Origin of the sequence: Pseudomonas sp. GL-R-26 (assembly GCF_019947365.1) — a bacterium.
Classification (GTDB): domain Bacteria; phylum Pseudomonadota; class Gammaproteobacteria; order Pseudomonadales; family Pseudomonadaceae; genus Aquipseudomonas.
The window spans coordinates 21,982-45,128 of sequence record NZ_JAGYGI010000033.1; the positions used below are offsets into that span (position 1 = coordinate 21,982).

The 23,147-nt window shown below is 59.9% G+C and carries 21 protein-coding genes; 5 read left to right on the forward strand and 16 right to left on the reverse strand.

Annotated features, from left to right (window positions below; all coding sequences use genetic code 11):
* Nucleotides 1–43 precede the first annotated feature (43 nt).
* Nucleotides 44–550 (reverse strand): hypothetical protein, encoded by a 507-nt coding sequence (locus KGA96_RS25315; RefSeq protein ID WP_223515310.1) that lies wholly within the window; start codon nt 548–550, stop codon nt 44–46.
* A gap of 492 nt (nt 551–1,042) precedes the next feature.
* Here KGA96_RS25315 and KGA96_RS25320 point away from each other — a divergent pair, with 492 nt between their 5' ends.
* Complete coding sequence (locus KGA96_RS25320) at nt 1,043–2,302, forward strand: OprD family porin (RefSeq protein ID WP_223515313.1); 1,260 nt, start codon at nt 1,043–1,045, stop codon at nt 2,300–2,302.
* Nucleotides 2,303–2,425: 123 nt separating this feature from the next.
* Here the strand turns inward: KGA96_RS25320 and pcaC are convergent, their stop codons facing one another.
* From pcaC to pcaR, 11 genes are all read right to left on the reverse strand, one after another.
* Nucleotides 2,426–2,818, reverse strand: coding sequence for a 4-carboxymuconolactone decarboxylase (gene pcaC / locus KGA96_RS25325; protein ID WP_046041451.1), 393 nt, complete (start codon nt 2,816–2,818; stop codon nt 2,426–2,428).
* A 10-nt stretch (nt 2,819–2,828) separates the two neighbouring features.
* A complete protein-coding gene (gene pcaD / locus KGA96_RS25330; protein WP_046041449.1) occupies nt 2,829–3,620 on the reverse strand; it encodes a 3-oxoadipate enol-lactonase in 792 nt (263 codons plus the stop codon).
* A gap of 12 nt (nt 3,621–3,632) precedes the next feature.
* On the reverse strand, nt 3,633–4,997 hold the full coding sequence (locus tag KGA96_RS25335) for a 3-carboxy-cis,cis-muconate cycloisomerase (protein ID WP_046041447.1): 1,365 nt from the start codon (nt 4,995–4,997) through the stop codon (nt 3,633–3,635).
* Between the two features lie 45 nt (nt 4,998–5,042).
* The gene (locus tag KGA96_RS25340; RefSeq protein ID WP_046041446.1) at nt 5,043–6,347 is read right to left on the reverse strand and encodes an MFS family transporter; all 1,305 of its coding nucleotides are present in this window, start codon (nt 6,345–6,347) and stop codon (nt 5,043–5,045) included.
* A 240-nt stretch (nt 6,348–6,587) separates the two neighbouring features.
* Nucleotides 6,588–7,154 carry a protocatechuate 3,4-dioxygenase subunit alpha gene (pcaG, locus tag KGA96_RS25345; RefSeq protein ID WP_046041444.1) on the reverse strand — a complete coding sequence of 189 codons (567 nt, stop codon included), beginning with the start codon at nt 7,152–7,154 and terminating at the stop codon, nt 6,588–6,590.
* Between the two features lies 1 nt (nt 7,155).
* On the reverse strand, nt 7,156–7,860 hold the full coding sequence (gene pcaH / locus KGA96_RS25350) for a protocatechuate 3,4-dioxygenase subunit beta (protein WP_046041442.1): 705 nt from the start codon (nt 7,858–7,860) through the stop codon (nt 7,156–7,158).
* A 37-nt stretch (nt 7,861–7,897) separates the two neighbouring features.
* Nucleotides 7,898–9,103 carry a 3-oxoadipyl-CoA thiolase gene (pcaF, locus tag KGA96_RS25355; RefSeq protein WP_191630530.1) on the reverse strand — a complete coding sequence of 402 codons (1,206 nt, stop codon included), beginning with the start codon at nt 9,101–9,103 and terminating at the stop codon, nt 7,898–7,900.
* A complete protein-coding gene (locus KGA96_RS25360; RefSeq protein ID WP_008054172.1) occupies nt 9,100–9,879 on the reverse strand; it encodes a CoA-transferase subunit beta in 780 nt (259 codons plus the stop codon). The genes pcaF and KGA96_RS25360 overlap by 4 nt, the downstream gene beginning before the upstream one ends.
* Entirely contained in the window at nt 9,879–10,736 is an 858-nt protein-coding gene (locus tag KGA96_RS25365; protein WP_008054173.1) for a CoA transferase subunit A, read from the reverse strand. The genes KGA96_RS25360 and KGA96_RS25365 overlap by 1 nt, the downstream gene beginning before the upstream one ends.
* 264 nt (nt 10,737–11,000) lie before the next feature.
* Entirely contained in the window at nt 11,001–12,347 is a 1,347-nt protein-coding gene (locus KGA96_RS25370) for an MFS transporter (protein WP_046041439.1), read from the reverse strand.
* 123 nt (nt 12,348–12,470) lie between these two features.
* Nucleotides 12,471–13,313: a pca regulon transcriptional regulator PcaR gene (pcaR, locus tag KGA96_RS25375; protein WP_008054175.1), complete on the reverse strand. Its 843-nt coding sequence runs from the start codon at nt 13,311–13,313 to the stop codon at nt 12,471–12,473.
* 692 nt (nt 13,314–14,005) lie between these two features.
* Here pcaR and KGA96_RS25380 point away from each other — a divergent pair.
* Together KGA96_RS25380 and KGA96_RS25385 are read left to right on the forward strand one after the other, a co-directional pair.
* Entirely contained in the window at nt 14,006–14,206 is a 201-nt protein-coding gene (locus tag KGA96_RS25380) for a hypothetical protein (RefSeq protein WP_008054177.1), read from the forward strand.
* Between the two features lie 376 nt (nt 14,207–14,582).
* On the forward strand, nt 14,583–16,058 hold the full coding sequence (locus KGA96_RS25385; RefSeq protein ID WP_046041436.1) for an inorganic phosphate transporter: 1,476 nt from the start codon (nt 14,583–14,585) through the stop codon (nt 16,056–16,058).
* Between the two features lie 960 nt (nt 16,059–17,018).
* Here the strand turns inward: KGA96_RS25385 and ccoM are convergent.
* The 3 genes from ccoM to KGA96_RS25395 all read right to left on the reverse strand — a co-directional run bounded on the left by ccoM (nt 17,019) and on the right by KGA96_RS25395 (nt 17,875).
* The gene (ccoM, locus tag KGA96_RS29785) at nt 17,019–17,129 is read right to left on the reverse strand and encodes a cytochrome c oxidase subunit CcoM (RefSeq protein ID WP_007976669.1); all 111 of its coding nucleotides are present in this window, start codon (nt 17,127–17,129) and stop codon (nt 17,019–17,021) included.
* Between the two features lie 143 nt (nt 17,130–17,272).
* Nucleotides 17,273–17,434, reverse strand: a complete 162-nt coding sequence (locus tag KGA96_RS25390) for a hypothetical protein (RefSeq protein ID WP_008016476.1) — start codon at nt 17,432–17,434, stop codon at nt 17,273–17,275.
* 99 nt (nt 17,435–17,533) lie between these two features.
* On the reverse strand, nt 17,534–17,875 hold the full coding sequence (locus tag KGA96_RS25395; RefSeq protein ID WP_046043998.1) for a hypothetical protein: 342 nt from the start codon (nt 17,873–17,875) through the stop codon (nt 17,534–17,536).
* 217 nt (nt 17,876–18,092) lie between these two features.
* Here KGA96_RS25395 and rapA point away from each other — a divergent pair, with 217 nt between their 5' ends.
* A complete protein-coding gene (rapA, locus tag KGA96_RS25400; protein ID WP_046043996.1) occupies nt 18,093–20,939 on the forward strand; it encodes an RNA polymerase-associated protein RapA in 2,847 nt (948 codons plus the stop codon).
* Between the two features lie 94 nt (nt 20,940–21,033).
* On the opposite strand, the gene KGA96_RS25405 is transcribed toward rapA, so the two are convergent.
* Nucleotides 21,034–22,383: a spinster family MFS transporter gene (locus tag KGA96_RS25405; RefSeq protein WP_046043994.1), complete on the reverse strand. Its 1,350-nt coding sequence runs from the start codon at nt 22,381–22,383 to the stop codon at nt 21,034–21,036.
* A gap of 268 nt (nt 22,384–22,651) precedes the next feature.
* Here KGA96_RS25405 and KGA96_RS25410 point away from each other — a divergent pair, with 268 nt between their 5' ends.
* Nucleotides 22,652–23,017, forward strand: a complete 366-nt coding sequence (locus KGA96_RS25410; protein WP_046043993.1) for a YkgJ family cysteine cluster protein — start codon at nt 22,652–22,654, stop codon at nt 23,015–23,017.
* Nucleotides 23,018–23,147: the final 130 nt, after the last annotated feature.

Here is a 23,147-nt window from a genome sequence, read left to right on the forward strand (position 1 = left end):
CAAAACATTCTTAAACTCATTCACCACAAACTCAAATGCAGCATCAACTACCATATTCAGCCGAAAACTCCTTCGCCTCAACCTTTACCATTACCTTATTGCGATCAAGAAAAAAAAACTCAAATTTACCTTTAATATATTTTCTCGCTGACTCATCGACAACATCCAACACTATCAACTTGCCTTGCCCAAAATTATCACCTTGCAGATTTTCATCTGGCCTTCCTTTGCCAAACAAAGCAGCCACCTTATATGGTTTGTCTCCAAATGGATCTCTGATTTCATAACTTCCCTTCGCAACTTTAATGATGGTCATCAAGCCAACCGTTTCCACCAGATGGCCGGTATCCTCGCCAAAATAAGCTTCGAGTGAGAAACTCGTTTCTCCCATACCGAAACCAATCCAATTAGTTTCCATCGATACTGGGGCGCCATCACCTCTTGTAACTTCAAGCTTGACAAAGCCCTGAGCAACCCTTGGTTTCTCATACAGTGATTGCGCAGCACCAGTAGTAGTGAATGAACGTTTTTCCGCACCTTGACCAGCCATGTCATTTTCTCCAAAAAATATGAATTATTACTGGACACTCACCAAACCATCCGAGACGAAACACTACTCCCTGAAAAAGGCGCACTCAACTGTCAGAAATACCAGTTACAAATGGAAAAGCGTTACTTTAAAGTGGAGTATTTTTACGAATTAAATTTATATATCAACTCAAACTATTATTCCTGAATTTTTCCTCGATAACGTTCGTGAACGAGCCTATCCGTGAAGAGGCCCGCATAGCCACTCCTGAATGCCGCCCAATCTTGCGTTCGATAATCGCCCAAAACCCGCTTTTTACGATTGAACCATCCAGTACATTCCCCGCACCATCCGAACCACAAAACAAATAACAACAGGTTCGACACCATGCCCCCGCGCCCCGCCCTCTCCGGCTGACCCGCTTCGTTTTGTGCTGATTTCGAATATTCGTCTGCAACCCCGGGTTGCGGCATCACCTCGCTTCATCCCCAAGAATTAGAGAGACCCGAGCTCATGACGTCTTCCACCGCGCAGTACTTCGTTCCCAGCCTGATCGCCATGGCCCTGGCCAGCGCGGCCCTGCCCGCCTACGCCGAGGAGTCGGGTTTTGTCGAAGGGGCCAAGGTCAACCTGAACCTGCGCAACTTCTACATCAACCGCAACTTCACCAACCCGACCAAGGCCCAGGGCAAGGCAGAAGAATGGACGCAGAGTTTCATCCTCGACGCCAAGTCCGGTTTCACCCAAGGCACCGTCGGGTTCGGCATGGATGTGCTCGGTTTGTATTCGGTGAAGCTCGACGGCGGCAAAGGCACAGGCGGTACGCAACTGCTGCCGCTGGATCATGACGGTCGCCCGGCAGACAACTTTGGCCGCACCAACGTGGCGTTCAAGGCCAAGCTGTCGCAGACCGAAGTCAAAGTCGGCGAGTGGATGCCGGTGCTGCCAATCCTGCGTTCGGACGACGGTCGTTCGCTGCCGCAAACCTTCCGGGGCGGCCAGATCACGTCGAAGGAAATCAATGGCCTGACGCTCTACGGCGGCCAGTTCCGCCAGAACAGCCCACGGGACGACAGCAGCATGAACGACATGTCGATGACCGGCAAAGCCGCGTTCACCTCCGACCGTTTCAACTTCCAGGGCGGCGAGTACGTGTTCAACGACAAGCGCACCCAGGTCGGCCTGTGGAATGCCGAGCTCAAGGACATCTACAGCCAGCAATTCATCAATCTGATCCACAGCCAACCGCTTGGCGACTGGACCCTGGGCGCCAACCTGGGCTTCTTCTACGGCAAGGATGACGGCAGCGCCCGGGCCGGCGAGCTAGACAACAAGACAATGTACGGCCTGTTTTCGGCCAAGTACGGCGGCAACACGTTCTACGTCGGCCTGCAAAAACTAACTGGCGACAACGCCTGGATGCGGGTCAACGGCACCAGCGGCGGGACACTGGCCAACGACAGCTACAACTCCAGCTACGACAATGCCCAGGAGAAATCCTGGCAAGTGCGCCACGACTACAATTTCGCCGCCGTGGGCGTACCGGGCCTGACCCTGATGAACCGCTACATCAGCGGTGACAATGTGCACACCGGCACTATCACCGACGGCAAGGAATGGGGACGCGAAAGTGAACTGGGCTACACCGTGCAAAGCGGTGCGCTGAAGGACCTGAACCTGAAATGGCGCAACTCGACCATCCGCCGCGACTACAGCAACAACGAGTTCGATGAGAACCGCGTGATCATCAGCTATCCGATCAGCCTGCTGTAAACACAAAACAAATGTGGGAGCGAGCTTGCTCGCGATGAGGTCGTAACATTCAACATCTACATTGACTGTTACACCGCCATCGCGAGCAAGCTCGCTCCCACAGGTTGTTCACCGCTATATAGCTTACTCCCGCGACTCAACCCCCAACTCATCCCACACCGACTCGGCCAGGTGGAACGTCGCATTGGCCGCCGGAATCCCGCAGTAGATTGCGCTCTGCATGATCACTTCCTTGATCTCGCCACGGCTGACGCCGTTGTTGGCGGCGGCGCGCAGGTGCAGTTTGAGTTCGCCCTCGCGGTTCATGCCGATCAGCATGGCGATGGTGATCAGGCTGCGGGTGTGGCGCGGCAGGCCCGGGCGAGTCCAGATGTCACCCCAGGCGTGGCGGGTGATCATCTCCTGGAACTCCGAGTTGAACTCGGTCAGGGTGGTCAGGCTGCGGTCGACGTGGGCGTCGCCGAGGACCGCGCGACGGACTTCCATCCCCGCGTCGTAACGTTGTTTCTCATCCACAGCAATACCCTCAATCAGCCGACAGAAACGCCAGTACCCGCTCGCTGAACGCGCTGCCGGCCTGGACGTTGGACAAATGCGCGGCATAGAACTCGGCGTACTCGGCGCCCGGCACATGTTCCTGAATGAAGTGTCCGCCGGACGGTGGCGTCACCGCGTCTTCGGTGCCAGCGATGACCAGCAGCGGCGCCTTGATCGACGACAATTGATCGCGGAAATCGGCATCGCGCACGGCTGCACAGTTGGCTGCATAGCCCTGTGGGGAAGTGGCCGCGAGCATGTCGGTAATCTGCTTGGCCGCCGCCGGGTTGGCTTCGGAGAAGTCCGGGGTGAACCAGCGGGCAATCGATGCATCGCGCAGGGCAACCATGGCCGCCTGACCATCACGCAGCACCGTTTCGATGCGCGGGTTCCACACTGACGGATCGCCGATTTTCGCTGCGGTATTGCACACGATCAGTTTGTTCAGGCGCTCACCGGCGTTGATACCTAGCCACTGGCCGATCAGCCCGCCCATGGACAATCCGCAGAAATGCGCGCGTTCAATGTGCAACGCGTCCAGGAGCGCCAGCACGTCGTGGCCCAGCTGCTCGATGCTGTACGGGCCCGGCGTCACCAGCGATTGGCCGTGACCACGGGTGTCGAAACGCAGCACGCGAAAATGCTCGGTGAACGCCGGGATCTGCGCGTCCCACATGTGCAGGTCCGTGCCCAGGGAGTTGGACAGCACCAGCACCGGCGCATCGACCGGTCCATCGAGTTGGTAATGCAGTTCGCCCTCGGCGAGTTGTACAAAAGCCACAGCAAGTCTCCTTCAGGCAGTCAATGCAGAATGTTCAGCCACCGCCCGCTCGACCCAGGTTTTGGCCTGACCGAGATAATGGGCGGGGTCCAGCAGATGATCGAGTTCAGCCGCCGACAGTTCGGCGGTCACTTGCGGTTCGTCGCCGAGGACCGCGCGCAGGTGACGTTGTTCGGCCACGGCGCGTTTGCAGCATTGTTCCAGCAGATGATGCGCGGTATCGCGCCCAACCCGCTGCGCGAGGACGATGCTCACTGCTTCGGCGAGCACCAGGCCCCGGGTCAAATCGAGGTTGCGCGCCATGCGCTCGGCATCCACTTCCAGCCCTTGGGCGATCAACAGCGCTTGCTGCAGGCTGCCCGACACCAGGCAGCAAATCTCCGGCAGGGTTTCCCACTCGGCATGCCACAGGCCCAGGCTGCGTTCGTGTTCCTGGGGCATGGCGCTGAACAGCGTCGAGAGCAAACCGGGTACGCGAGTCGCCGCGCCGATCAACACCGCCGCGCCCACCGGATTGCGTTTGTGCGGCATGGTCGAGGAACCGCCCTTACCCGGCGCCGAAGGTTCGAACACTTCGGCAGCCTCGGTTTGCATCAACAGGCTGATGTCGCGACCGAGTTTGCCGAGGCTGCCGGCGATCAGGCCGAGCACGGCGCCGAACTCCACCACGCGGTCGCGCTGGGTGTGCCACGGCTGATCGGGCAAGGTCAGTTGCAGCTCTTCGGCCAGCGACCGGGCTATCGGCATGGCCTGGTCGCCTAGGGCCGCAAGGGTTCCGGACGCACCGCCGAATTGCAGCACCAGCAGGCGTGGTTTGAGTTCGGCCAAGCGTTGGCGACTGCGGGTCACCGCCCCCAGCCAGCCGGCGATCTTCATACCGAGGGTGACCGGCGTCGCATGCTGCAGCCAGGTGCGTCCGGCCAATGGCGTGGTCGCGTAGCGCTGGGCCTGGGACGCTAGGGTCTGCCCCAGTTGTGCCAAGTCTCCTTCGATCAGTTCCAGCGCCCGGCGTAGTTGCAGCACCAGGCCGCTGTCCATCACGTCCTGGCTGGTCGCGCCCAGATGCACATAGCGTTCGGCTTCGACATCGGTGGCCGCAATTTGTTTACCCAGCGCCTTGACCAACGGAATCGCCGAATTACCGGCCGTGGCAATCGCCTCGCCCAACGCCGCAAAGTCGTAAAGCCCGGCACGACAAGCCGCTTCAATCGGCGCGACAGCACTCGACGGAATCATCCCGACCCGCGCTTCGGCCCGGGCAAGTGCCGCTTCGAAATCGAGCATGGCCTGGACACGGCCCTGATCGCAGAACACCTCACGCATATCGCGGGCAGTGAAATAGGCATCGAACAATTGATTGCCCGGTCGCTGGTTCATAAACAGTTCCTGAAGGCGCGGGCCTTTACGACCCGCGCGTGAAGATCAAAGGTCTTGCTGCAGATACTTCGGCTGTTTCGGCAGGCGCAGGCTGAACAGGAATGCCACCGCCATCATCACCGTGACGTACCAGTAGAAGGAGTTTTCCATGCCCACGGCCTTGAGGCTCAAGGCCACATATTCCGCCGAACCACCGAAGATCGCATTCGCCACCGCATACGCCAGGCCGACACCTAGCGCACGCACTTCCGGCGGGAACATTTCAGCTTTTACCAAACCGCTGATCGAGGTGTAGAAACTGACGATCACCAGCGCCAGGGTAATCAACACAAAGGCCAGGAACGGACTGCTGACACTTTTCAGGCTCAACAGGATCGGTACGGTGAACAACGTGCCGAGGGCGCCGAACCAGAGCATCGAGTTACGCCGGCCGATCCTGTCGGCGAGCATGCCGAAAATCGGCTGCATGCACATATAGAGGAACAGCGCGCCGGTCATGATGTAGCTGGCGGTCTTGGCCGGCATGCCGGCGGTGTTCACCAGGTACTTCTGCATGTACGTGGTGAAGGTGTAGAAAATCAGCGAGCCACCAGCGGTGTAACCAAGCACGGTGATGAACGCGGCTTTATGGTCGCGAAACAACGCGCTGATGCTGCCGGCGTCCTTGTTTTCGCGCATTTCCTTGCTGGTGGTTTCTTTCAGCGAACGACGCAGATACAGCGAAACCAGCGCCGCCATGGCACCCACCACGAAGGGTATCCGCCAGCCGTAGGCACGCAGGTCATCTTCGGTGAGGAACTGTTGCAGGATCACCACCAGCGACACCGCGAGCAACTGACCGCCGATCAGGGTCACGTACTGGAACGAGGCGAAGAACCCGCGTTGGCCCTTGAGCGCCACTTCACTCATGTAGGTCGCGGTCGTGCCGTACTCACCGCCCACCGACAAGCCTTGCAGCAAACGGGCGAACAGCAGCAGGATAGGTGCCCAGACCCCGATGCTGTTGTAGGTCGGCAGGCAAGCGATCAGCAGCGAGCCGAAGCACATCATCAGAATCGAGATCAACATCGAATTCTTGCGCCCGTGCTTGTCCGCCAAGCGCCCGAAAATCCAGCCACCAATCGGTCGCATCAGGAACCCGGCGGCAAACACGCCAGCGGTGTTGACCAACTGCACCGTAGGGTTATCGGACGGGAAAAAGGCAGGTGCGAAATAGATCGCACAGAAGGCGTAGACGTAGAAGTCGAACCATTCGACCAGGTTGCCGGACGAGGCACCGACAATAGCGAAGATCCGCTTGTTGCGTTCTTCGCCCGTATAAAGAGCTATAGGAGCTGTGGGTGTTGTCATTGTTTTTTCACTCAATGGGGACAGTGAGAGTCTAGACACACTTTGCAACAATCCCGATCCGCAGATGCAACAGCTGAAGCCAACACAACCTCTTGTGGCGAGGGAGCTTGCTCCCGCTCGGCTGCGAAGCAGTCGTAAAATCGGCCAATGTGGTCTGCCTGATTTACCGTGATAGCCGGGTTTGGGCTCGCTTCGCAAGCCAGCGGGAGCAAGCTCCCTCGCCACAAGTTATGTGTTCACTCAATAATCGAAGAACACCGTCTCGGCATCGGTGCCCTGCAGAATCACGTTCCACTGGTACACGCCCGACGCATCCTGCTTGGCCAGCAGCGTATTGCGACGCTCAGCCGGCACGCATTCCAGCAACGGATCGTTGACGTTCGCCGCCTCGCCATCAAAGTAAATCCGCGTCAGCAGGTGCTTGACCAGGCCACGGGCAAACACCAGCACCACCAGGTGCGGTGCCTGGGTCGTGCCTTTGAGCCCCTCGACCATACCCGGCTTGATGGTGGTGAAACGGAAACGCCCTTCGGCATCCACCGGCACCCGGCCAAAGCCCTCGAAGTTCGGGTCCAGGGGTTTGTCCTGGTCGTCTTCCGGATGGTCGTACTTGCCGGCGGCGTTGGCCTGCCAGACTTCCAGCATCGCGTCGTTGACGATGTCGCCATTGCCGTCGACCACTTGCCCGGTGATCGCCACGCGCTCGCCCAGGGTTTGTTCGACGGTCAGGTTTTCGCGGTTCAGCCAGGTCAGGCCGATGTGGTAATACGGCCCGACGGTGTGGGACGTGGTCGCAGTCAGCGTCATCTTATTTCTCCATCGGCGTGGCGTCGCGGCCGCGCAAAACGATGTCCCAGCGATAACCTAGGGCATAGGAAGGGATGGTTTTTTCCAGATCGAACGCGGCGATCAAGCGCTCTTTGGCGCTGGTATCGGGCACGCAGTTGTAGATCGGGTCGTACGCCAGCAACGGGTCGCCCGGGAAATACATCTGCGTCACCAGGCGCGTCAGGATGCTCGGCCCGAACAGCGAGAAATGGATGTGCGCCGGGCGCCAGGCGTTGTGGTGGTTGCCCCACGGATACGCACCAGGCTTGATGGTCTGGAACTGGTACCAGCCATCGGCGTCGGTCACGGTGCGGCCGGTGCCGGTGAAATTCGGGTCCAGCGGTGCGTCGTGCAGGTCGCGGACATGGGCGTAGCGACCGGCGGCGTTGGCCTGCCAGATCTCCACCAGAATCCCGGGTACTGGCAGACCGTTTTCGTCCAGAACGCGGCCGTGGATGATGATGCGTTCACCCTGAGGTTCCGCGTCATGCTGGGCAGTCAGGTCATTGTCCTTCTCATTGACGCGCTCGGCGCCAATGGTAGGACCGGTAATTTCCGACAACGAATGGGGCAGGAACACCAACGGTTTCGACGGCGAGCGCAGGTTGGTTGATTGGTAGGTCGGATGTAGGTACGGCGGTTGAGTGCCTTCCTGCGGACGACGGTAACCAGGCTTGTCAGTCATGAAACATTCCTCAGTTCTTATAAGTCTTCAGAGCGCGTCAGACGCGCTCGATCGCCAAAGCCAGACCTTGGCCGACACCGACGCACATGGTCGCCAGACCTTTCTTGCCACCGGTTTTTTCCAGCTGATGCAACGCGGTCAACACCAGTCGCGCGCCGCTCATGCCCAACGGGTGACCCAAGGCAATCGCGCCACCGTTCGGGTTGACCTGGGCCGCGTCGTCCGCGATCCCCAGTTCACGCAGCACCGCCAAGCCCTGGCTGGCGAAGGCTTCGTTGAGTTCGATCACGTCAAACTCACTGACCGCCACACCGAGGCGCTCGATCAGTTTACGCACCGCTGGCACCGGGCCGATGCCCATCACTCGCGGGGCAACACCGGCGCTGGCCATGCCCAGTACTTTGGCGCGGGCAGTCAGGCCGTGTTTCTTCACCGCTTCGGCCGAAGCCAGGATCAACGCGGCAGCACCGTCGTTCACACCCGAGGCATTGCCGGCGGTGACAGTCTTGTCGGGGCCGTTGACCGGTTTCAGTTTGGTCAGGGCTTCCAGCGTGGTGTCGGCGCGAGGATGCTCGTCCTGGCTGACCACGGTTTCACCTTTCTTGTGGGTGATGCGCACTTCAACGATTTCTTCGGCGAAGAACCCGGCGGCTTGCGCGGCGGCCGTGCGTTGTTGACTGCGCAGGGCGAACGCGTCCTGATCGGCGCGGGACACCTTGTAATCGTCGGCCACGTTGTCAGCGGTCTGCGGCATCGCGTCCACGCCGTACTGGGCCTTCATCAACGGGTTGATGAAGCGCCAGCCGATGGTGGTGTCTTCGAGCTTCATGTTGCGCGAAAACGCTGCATCGGCCTTGCCCATCACGAACGGTGCGCGGGACATCGACTCGACGCCACCGGCGATCGCCAGCTCCATCTCGCCGCTGGCGATGGCGCGGAACGCGGTGCCGATGGCATCCATGCCCGAAGCGCAGAGGCGGTTGAGGGTCACGCCGGGAATGGTTTCCGGCAGGCCGGCCAGCAACAGCGCCATACGCGCGACGTTGCGGTTGTCTTCACCGGCCTGGTTGGCGCAGCCGAGGAACACCTCGTCCACGGCGTTCCAGTCCACCGACGGGTTGCGCTCCATCAAGGCCTTGATTGGCACGGCAGCCAGGTCGTCGGCACGCACCGTCGACAGGCCACCGCCGAAACGGCCGATGGGGGTACGAATCGCGTCGCAGATATAAACGTCACGCATCACGCTTCTCCGGGGGCTTGGCCGTGTGCGGCGGCGGTACGAGCTTCGAGGTCGCGCAGCGCGGTCAGCTCGACTTCAGTCGGCTCGGCGGTTTGCTCGACATGGTCGGCAAAGCGAATCGCCCAACCGGTGGCCGCAACCACTTGCTCGCGGGTCACGCCCGGGTGCAGTGCGGTGACCACGAATTCGTGGGTGCCCTCTTCCGGCTCCATGATGCACAGGTCGGTGATGATCCCCACCGGACCGGCGCCTGGCAGGCCGAGACGCTTGCGCGAATCACCGCCCTCGCCGTGGCCGACCGAGGTAATGAAGTCGAGTTTGTCGACAAAGGAGCGCGACGACTGCTTGAGGATGATCAACACACTCTTGGCGGAACCGGCAATCTCCGGCGCGCCACCTGCACCCGGCAGACGGACTTTCGGCGCGTGGTAATCACCCACGACAGTGGTGTTGATGTTGCCGAAACGGTCGACCTGCGCCGCGCCGAGGAAGCCGACGTCAATGCGCCCGCCCTGCAGCCAGTAGCGGAAAATCTCGCCGGTAGGAACTACGGTGTCGGCGGTTTCCGCCAGTTCACCGTCACCGATCGACAGTGGCAGTACGCTTGGCTTGGCACCGATCGGACCCGATTCGTAGATCAGGACGACATCAGGCGAGGAAGTCAGGCGCGCCAGGTTGGCTGCTTTCGACGGCAGGCCGATACCGACGAAGCACACCGAACCGTTCTTCAGACGGCGAGCGGCGGCGACGGTCATCATTTCATTGGTGGTGTAAGTCATTACTTCGCCTCCGAAGCGGCGGCCAGTTTGGCCTGGAACTCGCTGAAGTCAGCGCTGCCGTGGATGTATTCGTTGATCCACGCGGTGAAGGTTTCACGGTCGCGGGCAATCGGGTCCCAGGCCTGGTAGAAGCGGTTGTCGCGCTCGTTGTAACCATGGGCGTAGGACGGATGCGCACCGCCAGGTACATGGCAAACCGCGCTCAAGGCCCAGGTTGGCAATACACAGGAGTTCATCGGTGCATTGAGGTCGTCGACGATTTCCTCAACGGTGACGATGCAGCGCTTGGCGGCCAGGGCGGCTTCTTTCTGCACGCCAAGGATGCCCCAGAGCAGCACGTTGCCCTTGCGGTCGGCTTTCTGCGCGTGAATCACGGTAATGTCCGGGCGCACCGAAGGCACGGCGGCCAACACTTCGCCGGTGAACGGGCAAGTGACGGATTTGATCAGCGGATTGACCTTCGGCAGGTCGGAACCGGCGTAGGCACGCAGTACCGCGAACGGCAGGCCGGAAGCGCCGGCGACGTAGGCATTGGCCAGGTCGGCGTGGCTGTGTTCTTCGATTTCCAGCGCGTGGGGCCACTGCTTCTCTACGGCGTCACGCAGACGGTGCAGCGAACCTACGCCAGGGTTACCACCCCAGGAGAAAATCAGCTTGCGGGCACAACCGGCACCGATCAACTGGTCGTAGATCAAGTCAGGGGTCATTCGCACCAGGGTCAGGTCTTTCTTGCCCTGGCGAATGATTTCGTGACCCGCCGCCGTCGGGATCAGGTGGGTAAAGCCTTCGAGCGCGACCGTATCGCCGTCGTTTACGAATTGCTTCACCGCGTCGTGCAGCGAAAGGATTTCAGCCATTGGGGCAGGCTCCCGTTTATTGTTAACCGACAGTGGAAGAAGGCGCCGATGCGCAGCGCCGGAATGACTGAAGATTAAGCCCGTGCAAAACGCCAAACAATCCGATAATCGACTAAGCGTTCGATTATCGAACATATTGTTGCTTGGCTACCGATCCCCAAAAGCTTCGCGAGCAGGCTCGCTCCCACAGAGGAATGCGATCACCTGTGGGAGCGAGCCTGCTCGCGAAGAGGTCTGCACACTCAATGAAGAATCGGACAGGCCTCAGGTCGCATCCGCATGACTGACCATGCCCTTGATCACCACCGCCGTCGTTGCCAGCGCCGCCGGAATCACCAGCGCCGTCAGCACTTGCTCGAAGTTCCAGCCCAGCCCCAGCAGCGTTGCGCCCATCCACGCACCGAGGATGGCACCGAAGCGGCCGATGCCGAGCATCCACGACACGCCGGTGGCCCGCCCTTGAGTCGGATAGAACCGCGCCGCCAGTGACGGCATTGCCGATTGCGCACCGTTGACACACATCCCGGCCACCAGCACCAGGGTCGCCAGGATTGTGATGTTGCCCAGGCTCTGCCCTACCGCGTAGGCAAACACCCCGGCCAACAGGTAGAAAGTGCCGATGACCTTGTGCGGATTGAACCGGTCCATTGCCCAGCCCACGCCCACCGCACTCAGCACGCCACCAAACTGGAACAGCGCGCCGATGAAGGCAGCCTGCTCCATGCTCGCGCCACTGTCACGCATCAGGGTCGGCAGCCAGCTGGTCAGCAGGTAAACGATCACCAGGCCCATGAAGTAGGTCAGCCACAACAGCAAGGTGCCGGTGCTGTAGGTGCCAGAGAAGATCACTGCAAACACATTGCGCGCCTTCACGGTTTTCTGTTCCGGCACGCTGAAACTGGACGCCTGGGCCACCACCGTCGGGTCGATCGGCGCCAGTGCCTTGCGCACTTTGTCCGTACCGCGGTTGCGCACCACCAGGTAACGCGCCGACTCCGGCAGCCAGAGCAGCAAAACGACGGCGAGGATCAGCGGCAGAACCCCGCCGATCAGCAGCAGGCTGTGCCAGCCAAAGGCCGGAATGAGTTTGGCCGAGATGAATCCACCGCCGGCCATGCCGAGGTTGAAACCGCAGAACATGCTGGTCACCAGCAGGGATTTCTTGCGCTCCGGTGTGTACTCCGACAGCAGGGTCGTGGCGTTCGGCATGCCGGCACCCAGACCCAGGCCGGTCAGGAAGCGCAACACCAGCAATTGATCGACATTGCTGCTGTAGGCCGAGGCCAGGCTGAAGGCGCCGAACAACAGCACCGCACCGACCAGCACGACTTTTCGCCCGAAGCGGTCAGCCAACGGGCCCGATCCCAGAGCGCCGAAGACCATGCCGATCAACGCCGCACTCATCACCGGGCCGAGACTGGCGCGGTCGATACCCCAGTCCTGGGACAGGGCCGGAGCGATGAATCCCATGGCCGCGGTGTCGAGGCCATCGAGGAAGACAATCAGGAAACACAGGATCACCACGCGCCACTGGTAGCGCGAAATGGGTTGGGCATTGATGAAGGACTGCACGTCGAGGCAGTTTCCTACAGCAGACTGAGGCTGGTTCATTATTTTTATTCCACGGATCGCAGTCGAACGGTGTCAGCAGATGCTGACGAAGCCGCGACAGTAATGATCCGGAGGAAACAGCGTCAATTCGATAAACACATCTCTGTGCGTTTATCGAACAGCTTAGGCAAACAACTGCGCGCTGAGGTCGCGGCTGGCGCTCAACAAACCGGGCAGGAAACGCTGTTCCAGTTCATTGCGGCTGACCCGCCCCGCATGGGTGCTGACATTGAGGGCCGCAACCACCTGCCCGGAAGCGTCGTACACCGGGACGGCAATCGAACGCAGCCCTTGCTCGAGTTCCTGGTCGACGATGCACCAGCCTTGCAGTCGTACTTCTTGCAGGCATTCGAGCAACGCCTCGGGGGTGTGGATCGTGCGGCTGGTCTTGGCTTGCAATTCGGCGTGGTCGAGGTATTCGCCAAGCGAGGTGTCGTCCAGCGCGGCCAGCAGGATCCGCCCCATCGACGTGCAGTAGGCCGGCAAGCGCCCGCCCACCGACAGGTCCACCGAAATCAGGCGCTGGGTGGTCGCGGAGCGGGCGATGTACAGAATGTCATCACCCTCCAGCGTGGCCATGTTGCAGGCCTCGTGCAGTTGCTCGCTCATGCGGTCCAGGTACGGCTGGGCGGAAACCGCCAGCGGCGTCGATGACACATAGGCATGGCCGAGGGTCAGCACTTTGGGCAGCAGCGAATAGGTGCGGCCGTCGGTGGTGGCGTAGCCGAGTTTGATCAGGGTGTGCAGGCAACGGCGCACGGCGGCGCGGGGAATTTCCGTGCGGTGGCTGATCTGGGCGATGGTCAGGTGCCGTTTGCGCTCCTGGAACGCTTGCACCACGGCCAGGCCACGGGCCAGGGACGTCATGAAATCCGGGTCGCCGGTCAGTGCCTGGATCCGTTTGGCTGGTGAGGCAACGATGGGAGGAGCCACTGAAGCGAAGGAATTACGCATTTGATCGTTCATACAAGGTCCTTTTACCCATTCGGATCAGCGACTATTACAAAGGGCTGGCGCCTGGCGCTCAAGCCCGACCCGTCAACTCCGTGCGATTATCGAACGCTCGACCGATAATCGCAATCCACCATATGAATAACCGGATCCGCCGACGCCCGTTTTTTTCGCCGACTCACGACCCCATGTTTACGCCGACTCGACACAGGACTTAATGGGGCAATCCAATTACCGCAACTTGCCTGACTTAATGGCATCAGAAAGACATCGCAGCGATCTGCTATCAGTCGACGCTCCACTTAATCGTAAAGTTGCGAGCAACAAAACGGTCACACACCAAGAACAACTTTTAACTCTTTGGAGATAGTGTTCTTCGAATCGGCCGCTATAATACAATTCAGTAGCGCTTCGGTTTTTTACTTGCCGAACCCGTTGCCCGGCAATGTGATGTTCCATCGCCGTTGCCCGTTGCAAGCGCCAGATCCGCATTGCACAGCCTTGTCGATGCGCTTGCCGAAACAGGAAACTGAAGCTACGTCAGCTGTTTATCTCTGGTGCCGTGGCCGCCTGTGACATGGAAGTATTGATCACGTTGTTGCCAAAAACGATGCCTTGACGGGCATTGCCCATTCGACAAACGTGATCAAACGATTTGATGCAGCGCGTTTTCACCAGAATTTATCCCAACTCAATCAGGTAGCACTGTGACGAAAGACGAACTGCGCGCGGAACTAGAGCGCCAGGAACAACGTTACAAGGAAGTTTACGGCGGAGAAGTCACCACTTACGCCGCTCAACCCGAACCGGAACGCAAACCCTGGCGTAAACGCGCCACCGTTCAGGATCAGGTTTTCCAGCAGGAAATTCAAAAAATGGAAAAGGAACTCAAAGCCGAAGAGCCATGACTGCTTCGGCCTGATCCTTATAAGGGCCTGCCTCTGCACCCGTTAAAAGCGGGATGTATTGATGCTGCCTTTCGCGCCCGCTACGAGCGGGCAGCGGCCATCACCGTCGTCGAATCCGGTAGATTTCCGGTATCTGACCTATTTCTCAGATTTTTCTCACAACTGTTCAAGCCCCTCTTACCGGGCCGTGAAGGTTTTGTGACAGTATATTTTTTCAATTAAATCAATGACTTAAAAAACGCAGCAAAACCGTGGGTTTTCAGGTGCGGCGGCAAAAAAATTCGTTGAAGAATGTTACCGATGAGCAGCTAGTGCATTGATTAGCAGTCTTTTCTGGCATAATCGCGCCCCCTTATGACCGGGTCAGAAAACCTTCATGATCGATTTATTCAGCGGACTGAATGCTTGGGTGCTTGTAAGCCTCTTGCTCGCCCTGGCCTTTGTCCTCGCCTTCGAGTTCATCAATGGCTTTCATGACACCGCTAACGCGGTGGCGACCGTTATCTACACCAAAGCCATGCCGCCTCATCTGGCGGTGTTCTTCTCCGGTGTGTTCAACTTCCTCGGCGTGCTGCTGGGCGGGGTCGGCGTGGCGTATGCCATCGTCCACCTGCTGCCGGTAGAACTGCTGATCAATGTGAACACCGGTCACGGACTGGCCATGGTGTTCTCGTTGCTCGCCGCCGCCATTACCTGGAACCTGGGCACCTGGTACTTCGGTATTCCCGCGTCCAGTTCCCACACGTTGATCGGTTCGATCCTCGGTGTCGGCCTGGCCAACGCCCTGATCAACGATATTCCGCTGGCTGACGGTGTGAACTGGCAGAAAGCGATCGATATCGGCGCCTCGCTGGTGTTCTCGCCAATGGCCGGTTTCCTGATCGCAGCGCTGATCCTGATCGGTCTTAAATGGTGGCGTCCGCTGTCGAAGATGCACAAGACGCCGGAACAGCGCCGCAAGATCGACGACAAGAAACACCCGCCGTTCTGGAATCGCCTGGTACTGGTGATCTCGGCCATGGCCGTGAGTTTCGTGCACGGTTCCAACGATGGCCAGAAAGGTATCGGCCTGATCATGCTGGTCCTGATCGGTATCGTGCCAGCGCAGTTCGTCCTCGACCTGAACAGCACGACCTATCAGATCGAGCGGACTCGCGACGCCACGCTGCACCTGAGCCAGTTCTACCAGCGTAATGCTGAAACCCTGGGCGAGTTCCTGGCCCTGGGCAAGAGCGTGGAAGGCGATCTGCCGGAGAAGTTCCGTTGCAACCCGCAACAGACCGAACCGACCATCACCGCCCTGCTCGGCACCCTCAAGGGTGTAGCCGACTACCACTCGCTGCCGTCGGAAAGCCGCATCGAAGTACGTCGTTACCTGCTCTGCCTGGACGACACGGCGAAGAAAGTCAGCAAGTTGCCGACTCTCGGGGCCCGTGAAAAGGCTGACCTGGACAAGCTGCGCAAGGACCTGACCACCACCACCGAATACGCTCCGTTCTGGGTGATCCTGGCGGTTGCACTGGCCCTGGGCCTGGGCACCATGGTCGGCTGGAAACGCGTGGTACTGACCATTGGCGAGAAGATCGGCAAGCAAGGCATGACCTACTCCCAAGGCATGTCCGCGCAGATCACCACCGCCAGCCTGATCGGCATGGCGAACATCTTCAGCCTGCCGGTTTCCACCACCCACGTGCTGTCCTCGGGTGTGGCGGGCACCATGGTCGCCAACAAGAGCGGCCTGCAAAGCGGCACCGTCAGAACCATCCTGCTGGCCTGGGTATTGACCCTGCCAGCCACCGTGGCCCTGTCGGCCGGGTTGTTCTGGCTGGCCTCGAAGGCCCTTGGCAGCTGATACACCGCCAAACAAGAAAAGGCGCGCTCCGCAAGGAACGCGCCTTTTTTATTGGTGCGCCAGGCATGGCGCGTTGCGCGTAAGCGCAACCAGCTTGGCTGTGGTGGCCACGCTGGTGACTTGGAGGTGAAAGTCCTCTACACACCCGGCAAGGGGAAGTGTTAGCCAGAGGCAAGGGTGTCGCGGGTGACTGCGAATCCGAAGGAAGCCCGAGGCAAAATGCTGGCCTGACGAACAGGAAGCGGATAGAGGCGGCGCAGCGGGGTAAGAAGGCCAATATCTTCAAAGCCCGATACTTGCACGGAACGCTGCGACGTAGATCCGACAGGCATAAGCAGGAAGGTCGCGCGAATTACCCTGGGAGATCTGTTTAGCCTGCCATGTGCTACCGGCGTCGCGAGATGACGGGATGGGTGACAGAAGTCAGCAGAGGCCGTAGTAGTTGCTCGAAACCGGAGTAATGAAGGGCTGAACCTGCCATGAGTGGATAGTCGGGTGTGATCTCTGTTGGAGCGTAAAGCAGAAACTCCGCGTAGCGGAGGTCAAGACCATTAGGAGGTAGGAGCCGGAAGCTCCGAGGGCCGGTCTGGGCGCTTAGATACCGCAGGCGACACATCAACGGAACCAAGCTCGCTGACGTTGTTTGTCAGTAGGCAGGAACCGCCGTATACGGAACCGTACGTACGGTGGTGTGAGAGGACGGCGGGGGCAACCCCGCCTCCTACTCGATCCAGCTACTTCCAAACACAACAAATCAAATGTGGGCGAGCTTGCTCGCGATAGCGGCCTTACAGCCAATATAGATGCTGAATGTTATGGCCTCATCGTCGGAACGCCGCCCGGAGCAAGCTAGCTCCCACAGGGTTTGCGTGTATCGATAGAGTTTTACAGGCAAAAAAAAGGGCAACCGAAGTTGCCCAAAATGCCTTGCGTGCTCATTGCATCCAGAAAGAACTACGGTTATTTCCGCTTGTGCGAATCCTTCCAGATAAAAAGTCCGAACCCTGCGAAAAATACAAACATGAGGCTGACAGTCAGCACTCCGGCGATCACCACGTTGTCGAAAAACATGACGCGTCTCCTGTACCTGCCCTGTTGCGATAGAGCTAAGTTAACCAAACGGGCAGGAGAGAATATTGACCGGGATCAATGTCGCCCGAGACTGGGCAAGAGGAAGGGAGAAGTTTGACCCGCATCAATGAGTGCGAGGGATTTCAGCGCTTTTTCGGTTTGTTCTTCGGCTTTTTTTTGGCCTTGCCCAACGGCATGGCCTGCTCGAACGCCTGGCGAACTTCATTGAGCCGCTTGTCATTGAGGTCATGAACACGCTTGGCGCGTTCAGCATTGAGGTCAATCAGTTTGTCGTCTTGGCTCATGGCGGTCAGTGCATCGCTTGAAATGAGTTTAAGCCGCCGTAGCGTTCGGCAACCCTGCGCCAATAATGCGGCCTGACGGCCGTGCTGACCAGCCTGCGCTCAAATCTCGATATCGACCCACAGCCCCTGCCGCGGCTGATCTTCCATCAGTGGCGCCACCGGCACGGTGTTGTCGGCATTGAGTTCATCACCGGGAATCGCCAGGTGAGCCTCGGGGTCATCGTCAGCCTCGCGACGCCGCCGCTCCTGCTCCTGCCTGCGGCGCTGCTCCTCGCGCAGCACCAGCCCGTCCTCTTCAGGATTGCGCTTTTGCAGGTCGATGGTGCTTTCACTGGAGCTTTCCTGCACCGGCACCACCGGAGGAATATCCGGACGCTGACGGATCGGGTCGGTCTGTGAAGTGATCGGCACGGCACTCAAGGGGAGCATCGGTGGCAGCATGGTTTTCAGTCTCCTGTCAGCAGGCTGTCGGCTGCGGGGATGGCGACTTGAGCCATCGGTCGCAAACTGTGACTCATTTGGCACTCATTAGTGCGATGAGCGGCGCGTCATGCACAGGTGGGCTAACGTATGACTGTGAGTTTTTCTGAGAGTCCTTTGGCCCTGAAGCCCTCATTCCGTTAAGATAGCCCGCTTTTTCAGGTGGGAGTCAGGCAGCATGGCGCAGCAGTATCAACCGGGGCAACGCTGGATCAGTGACAGCGAAGCCGAGCTGGGTTTAGGCACCGTTCTGGCACAGGACGGCCGCTTGTTGACCGTGCTCTATCCGGCCACTGGCGACACTCGCCAGTACGCGCTAAGGAATGCGCCCCTCACCCGTGTGCGGTTTTCGCCCGGTGATTCCATCACTCACTTCGAAGGCTGGAAGCTGACCGTTCGCGAAGTCGACGACGTCGATGGCCTGCTGGTTTACCACGGCCTCAACGGGCAGAACGAAGTGGTCACCCTGCCGGAAACCCAACTGTCGAACTTCATCCAGTTCCGCCTGGCCAGCGACCGTCTGTTCGCCGGCCAGATCGACCCGCTGGCCTGGTTCTCCCTGCGTTACCACACCCTGGAACACACCAGCCGCCAATTGCAGTCGTCCCTTTGGGGCCTGGGCGGCGTGCGTGCGCAACCGATCGCGCACCAGTTGCACATTGCCCGCGAAGTCGCCGACCGTATCGCGCCACGGGTTCTGCTGGCCGACGAAGTGGGCCTGGGTAAAACCATCGAAGCTGGTCTGGTGATCCATCGCCAATTGCTCTCGGGCCGCGCCAACCGCGTGCTGATCCTGGTTCCGGAGAACCTGCAGCACCAGTGGCTGGTCGAGATGCGCCGCCGCTTCAACCTGCAAGTCGCGCTGTTCGACGAAGAACGCTTCATCGAAAGCGATGCCAGCAACCCCTTCGAAGACACCCAGCTCGCGCTGGTCGCGCTTGAGTGGCTGGTGGACGACGAGAAAGCCCAGGACGCGCTGTTCGCGGCGGGCTGGGACTTGCTGGTGGTCGACGAGGCTCACCACCTGGTGTGGCACGAAGATCAGGTCAGCCCTGAGTATTCCCTGGTCGAGCAACTTGCCGAGACCATTCCCGGCGTGCTGCTGTTGACCGCCACCCCGGAACAACTGGGCCAGGACAGCCACTTCGCTCGTCTGCGCCTGCTCGACCCGAACCGTTTCCACGACCTGCAAGCCTTTCGCGCCGAGAGCGAAAACTATCGCCCGGTGGCTGAAGCCGTTCAGGAGTTGCTGGACAAGGGGCGCCTGTCGCCGCAAGCCCACAAGACCATCCACGGTTTCCTCGGCAACGAAGGCGAAGCCCTGCTGGCTGCCGTCAACGATGGCGACACCGAAGCCAGCGCGCGCCTCGTGCGTGAGTTGCTCGACCGCCACGGCACCGGCCGCGTGCTGTTCCGTAACACCCGCGCCGCCGTTCAGGGTTTCCCGGAGCGCAAGCTGCACCCGTACCCGCTGCCGTGCCCGGACGAATACCTCGAACTGCCGTTGGGCGATCACGCCGAGTTGTACCCGGAAGTCAGCTTCCAGGCCCAACCGGACGCCAGCGAAGAAGAACGCTGGTGGAAGTTCGACCCGCGCGTCGAGTGGCTGATCGATCAACTGAAGATGCTCAAGCGCACCAAAGTACTGGTGATCTGCGCCCACGCCGAAACCGCCATGGACCTGGAAGACGCCCTGCGCGTGCGTTCCGGCATCCCGGCCACGGTGTTCCACGAGGGCATGAACATCCTCGAGCGTGACCGCGCCGCCGCCTACTTCGCCGACGAAGAGTTTGGCGCACAAGTGCTGATCTGCTCGGAAATCGGCAGTGAGGGTCGCAACTTCCAGTTCTCCCATCACTTGGTGCTGTTCGACCTGCCGTCCCACCCGGACCTGCTGGAACAGCGCATCGGTCGTCTGGACCGGATCGGCCAGAAGCACATCATCGAACTGCACGTGCCGTACCTGGAAACCAGCCCGCAAGAGCGTCTGTTCCAGTGGTACCACGAAGCGCTGAACGCATTCCTCAACACCTGCCCGACCGGCAACGCCTTGCAGCACCAGTTCGGCCCACGCCTGCTGCCGCTGCTCGAAGAAGCCGACGATGGCGAGTGGCAAGCGTTGATCGACGAAGCCCGCACCGAACGTGAGCGTCTTGAAGTCGAGCTGCACACTGGTCGCGACCGTTTGCTGGAGCTGAACTCCGGTGGCGCGGGCGAAGGCGATGCGCTGGTAGAAGATATCCTTGAGCAAGACGATCAGTTCGCGCTGCCGATCTACATGGAAACCCTGTTCGACGCCTTCGGCATCGACAGCGAAGACCATTCGGAAAACGCGCTGATCCTCAAGCCGAGCGAAAAAATGCTCGACGCCAGCTTCCCGCTGGGCGACGACGAAGGCGTGACCATCACTTACGACCGTAACCAGGCGCTGTCTCGCGAAGACATGCAGTTCATCACCTGGGAGCACCCGATGGTTCAGGGCGGCATGGATCTGGTGCTATCCGGCTCCATGGGTAACACCGCCGTGGCGCTGATCAAGAACAAGGCACTCAAGCCGGGCACCGTGTTGCTGGAACTGCTGTATGTCAGCGAAGTGGTTGCCCCTCGCTCACTACAACTGGGCCGCTACCTGCCGCCGGCCGCCCTGCGCTGCCTGCTCGACACCAACGGCAACGACCTGTCGGCCCGCGTGTCGTTCGAAACCTTGAACGACCAGCTCGAAAGCGTGCCGCGTGCCAGCGCCAACAAGTTCATCCAGGCCCAGCGTGACCAACTGACGCCACGGATCAACGCCGGTGAAGCGAAGATCCTGCCGCGCCACACTGAACGTGTCGCCGAGGCGCAGCGTCGACTGGCCGCCGATACCGAGGAAGAACTGGCGCGCTTGACCGCGTTGCAAGCGGTCAACCCGACCGTGCGCGACAGCGAACTGGTGGCCCTGCGCAAACAACGCGAGCAAGGCCTGGCCATGCTCGACAAGGCTGCGCTGCGACTGGAAGCGATTCGGGTGTTGGTGGCGGGTTAATCCCCTGCTCCACCCTGCTTAAAAAGAAGGCCCGCAGTGATGCGGGCCTTTTTATTTACTTCAATTTCAGTAGTGCTGCTGCTCGCGATAGCGGTTAAGCAGTCACCGCAGAACCTTCAGGCTCAACCACCGCCACCAGCCCTTCCTTCATCCGCTTGGCATCGCGCACGAAACACCGCGAAGCCAGGAACAAGAACACCACGGTGAACAACAGCGCCACCGGAATCAGGTACATCGCGTCATGCAGGCCGACCGCCTTAAACGCCTCACTCATCTGCTCCGCGCCCGCCGCGAGCATCGCCGTGTGGGCGAAGTGATCCGACAAGGCCCCGACCACCACCGGCCCCAGGCCACCGCCCAACAGGTACAGCCCGGCAAAAAACAGCGCCATCGCCGTTGCCCGCAATCGCGGCTCGACCACATCCTGAATCGCCGTGTACACGCAGGTATAGAAGTTGTAGGCGAACAGCCAACCGAGACTGAACACGGCAACAAACACGCCGATCTCGATTCGCCCGGAATGCAGCGCCCACGCGGTGCAAACCGTCGAAATCACCAGGCTGAAGGCCGCAAACAACAGCCGTCCGTTGGCGACACGCTGGTGAATCTTGTCGGCGATCCAGCCACCGAGGGTCAGGCCGACCAAACCGGTCACGCCGACAATAACCCCGGTGGCGACCGCGGCTTCCTGCAACGGCATGAGGAAATAGCGTTGCAGCATTGGCACCAGAAAGGAGTTACAGGCATAGGTGGCGAAGTTGAAACACAGACCGGCCATCACCAGCCACAGGAAGGTTGGCACAGCCAGTACCCGCCGGATCGGCCGATCGATTTTTTCCTGCGAAACCTGAACGCTCTCGGCAGCGCCGCGTTTCGGTTCCTTGATGAAAAACATGAAGATCGCCAGGATCAGCCCGGGCACCGCCGCGATAAAGAATGGCGCACGCCAGCTATCGAAGGCCTTGACCATCGCGCCGATGGTGAAGAACGCCAGCAACAGCCCCAATGGCAGCCCCAGCATGAAGACCCCCATGGCCCGCGCCCGGCGGTGAGCCGGAAACAAGTCGCCGATCAGCGAATTGGCGGCCGGCGCATAACTGGCCTCGCCGATGCCAATGCCCATGCGCACGATCAGGAAGCTCCAGAAACTGCCCACCATGCCGTTGACGGCCGTCAACCCGCTCCACACCGCCAGCCCCCAGCCCATCAGCTTGCTGCGCGAGCCGGTATCGGCCATGCGCCCCAGCGGCAAGCCGGCAATGGCGTAGACGATGGTGAATGCCGTACCGATGATCCCCAACTGAAAGTCACTGAGGTGCCATTCCATGCGAATGGGCTCGATGATGATGGCCGGGATGGTGCGGTCGAAAAAATTGAACAGGTTGGCCAGGAACAACAGGAACAGAATGCGCCAGGCATTGGCCGCTTGGGTCGAGTTCTGCATGGGTCCGTCTCTTTTATTGTTTTTGGGGCGTCACTGCCCCCGGACTTTGCAATCTAGACAGGCCGGCCACGACTGTCTTTCATTATTCGCCAGGCTGATACCAACCCATGGGACGCAACTTGTAGGAGCTTTCGCGGAGCGGGTATTTCGCAGCCCGTCCGGTCGATGAAAAATACCTTTGAGCCCCCCTTCCCAAGCCGTTGGCGAAGCCTAGAATAGCGGCCTTGTTTCCCCCCCTGTGTCTCCACTCCTCCTTAGATAATCGCCCATGTCCGAAGCCAGTCCGTGTCTGAATTGCGGTGCCTGCTGTTCTCATTTTCGCGTGTCATTTTTCTGGGGTGAATGCGCCTCATCCGGGGGGACGGTACCCGATGAGCTTGTCGAACAGATCAGCCCCAGTCGGGTCGCGATGCTCGGCACCGGCTGCAAACCCGTGCGCTGCACCAGTCTGGTCGGAGACGTGGGCAGTACGGTGCAGTGCTCGATTTACGAAAAACGCTCCAGCACCTGTCGGGAGTTCGACGCTTCCTGGGTCGATGGCCTGGCCAATCCCGATTGCGATGCGGCCCGCGCCGCTTTCGGTTTGCCGGCCCTGCAACCCGCGTTCGAGACGCCTCAGAAGCAAATCGCCTGACTACTAGCACTAATCGCTATTAGTCTAATGTCAAAATCATTGGCACCAATGTGCCACTACCGCTTGCGCTCCATCTACGCCCTCTATACTCCAAGGCATTCGCCGTCGCTGCTTGCGCCGGCCTGAGGGA

Coding starts and splice junctions, on each gene's coding strand:
- KGA96_RS25315 (WP_223515310.1), bottom strand. CDS start 550: ATGGCTGGTCAAGGTGCGGAAAAACGTTCATTCACTACTACTGGTGCT.
- KGA96_RS25320 (WP_223515313.1), top strand. CDS start 1,043: ATGACGTCTTCCACCGCGCAGTACTTCGTTCCCAGCCTGATCGCCATG.
- KGA96_RS25335 (WP_046041447.1), bottom strand. CDS start 4,997: ATGAACCAGCGACCGGGCAATCAATTGTTCGATGCCTATTTCACTGCC.
- KGA96_RS25340 (WP_046041446.1), bottom strand. CDS start 6,347: ATGACAACACCCACAGCTCCTATAGCTCTTTATACGGGCGAAGAACGC.
- pcaG (WP_046041444.1), bottom strand. CDS start 7,154: ATGACGCTGACTGCGACCACGTCCCACACCGTCGGGCCGTATTACCAC.
- pcaH (WP_046041442.1), bottom strand. CDS start 7,860: ATGACTGACAAGCCTGGTTACCGTCGTCCGCAGGAAGGCACTCAACCG.
- KGA96_RS25360 (WP_008054172.1), bottom strand. CDS start 9,879: ATGACTTACACCACCAATGAAATGATGACCGTCGCCGCCGCTCGCCGT.
- KGA96_RS25365 (WP_008054173.1), bottom strand. CDS start 10,736: ATGGCTGAAATCCTTTCGCTGCACGACGCGGTGAAGCAATTCGTAAAC.
- KGA96_RS25370 (WP_046041439.1), bottom strand. CDS start 12,347: ATGAACCAGCCTCAGTCTGCTGTAGGAAACTGCCTCGACGTGCAGTCC.
- pcaR (WP_008054175.1), bottom strand. CDS start 13,313: ATGAACGATCAAATGCGTAATTCCTTCGCTTCAGTGGCTCCTCCCATC.
- KGA96_RS25385 (WP_046041436.1), top strand. CDS start 14,583: ATGATCGATTTATTCAGCGGACTGAATGCTTGGGTGCTTGTAAGCCTC.
- ccoM (WP_007976669.1), bottom strand. CDS start 17,129: ATGTTTTTCGACAACGTGGTGATCGCCGGAGTGCTGACTGTCAGCCTC.
- KGA96_RS25390 (WP_008016476.1), bottom strand. CDS start 17,434: ATGAGCCAAGACGACAAACTGATTGACCTCAATGCTGAACGCGCCAAG.
- KGA96_RS25395 (WP_046043998.1), bottom strand. CDS start 17,875: ATGCTGCCACCGATGCTCCCCTTGAGTGCCGTGCCGATCACTTCACAG.
- rapA (WP_046043996.1), top strand. CDS start 18,093: ATGGCGCAGCAGTATCAACCGGGGCAACGCTGGATCAGTGACAGCGAA.
- KGA96_RS25405 (WP_046043994.1), bottom strand. CDS start 22,383: ATGCAGAACTCGACCCAAGCGGCCAATGCCTGGCGCATTCTGTTCCTG.
- KGA96_RS25410 (WP_046043993.1), top strand. CDS start 22,652: ATGTCCGAAGCCAGTCCGTGTCTGAATTGCGGTGCCTGCTGTTCTCAT.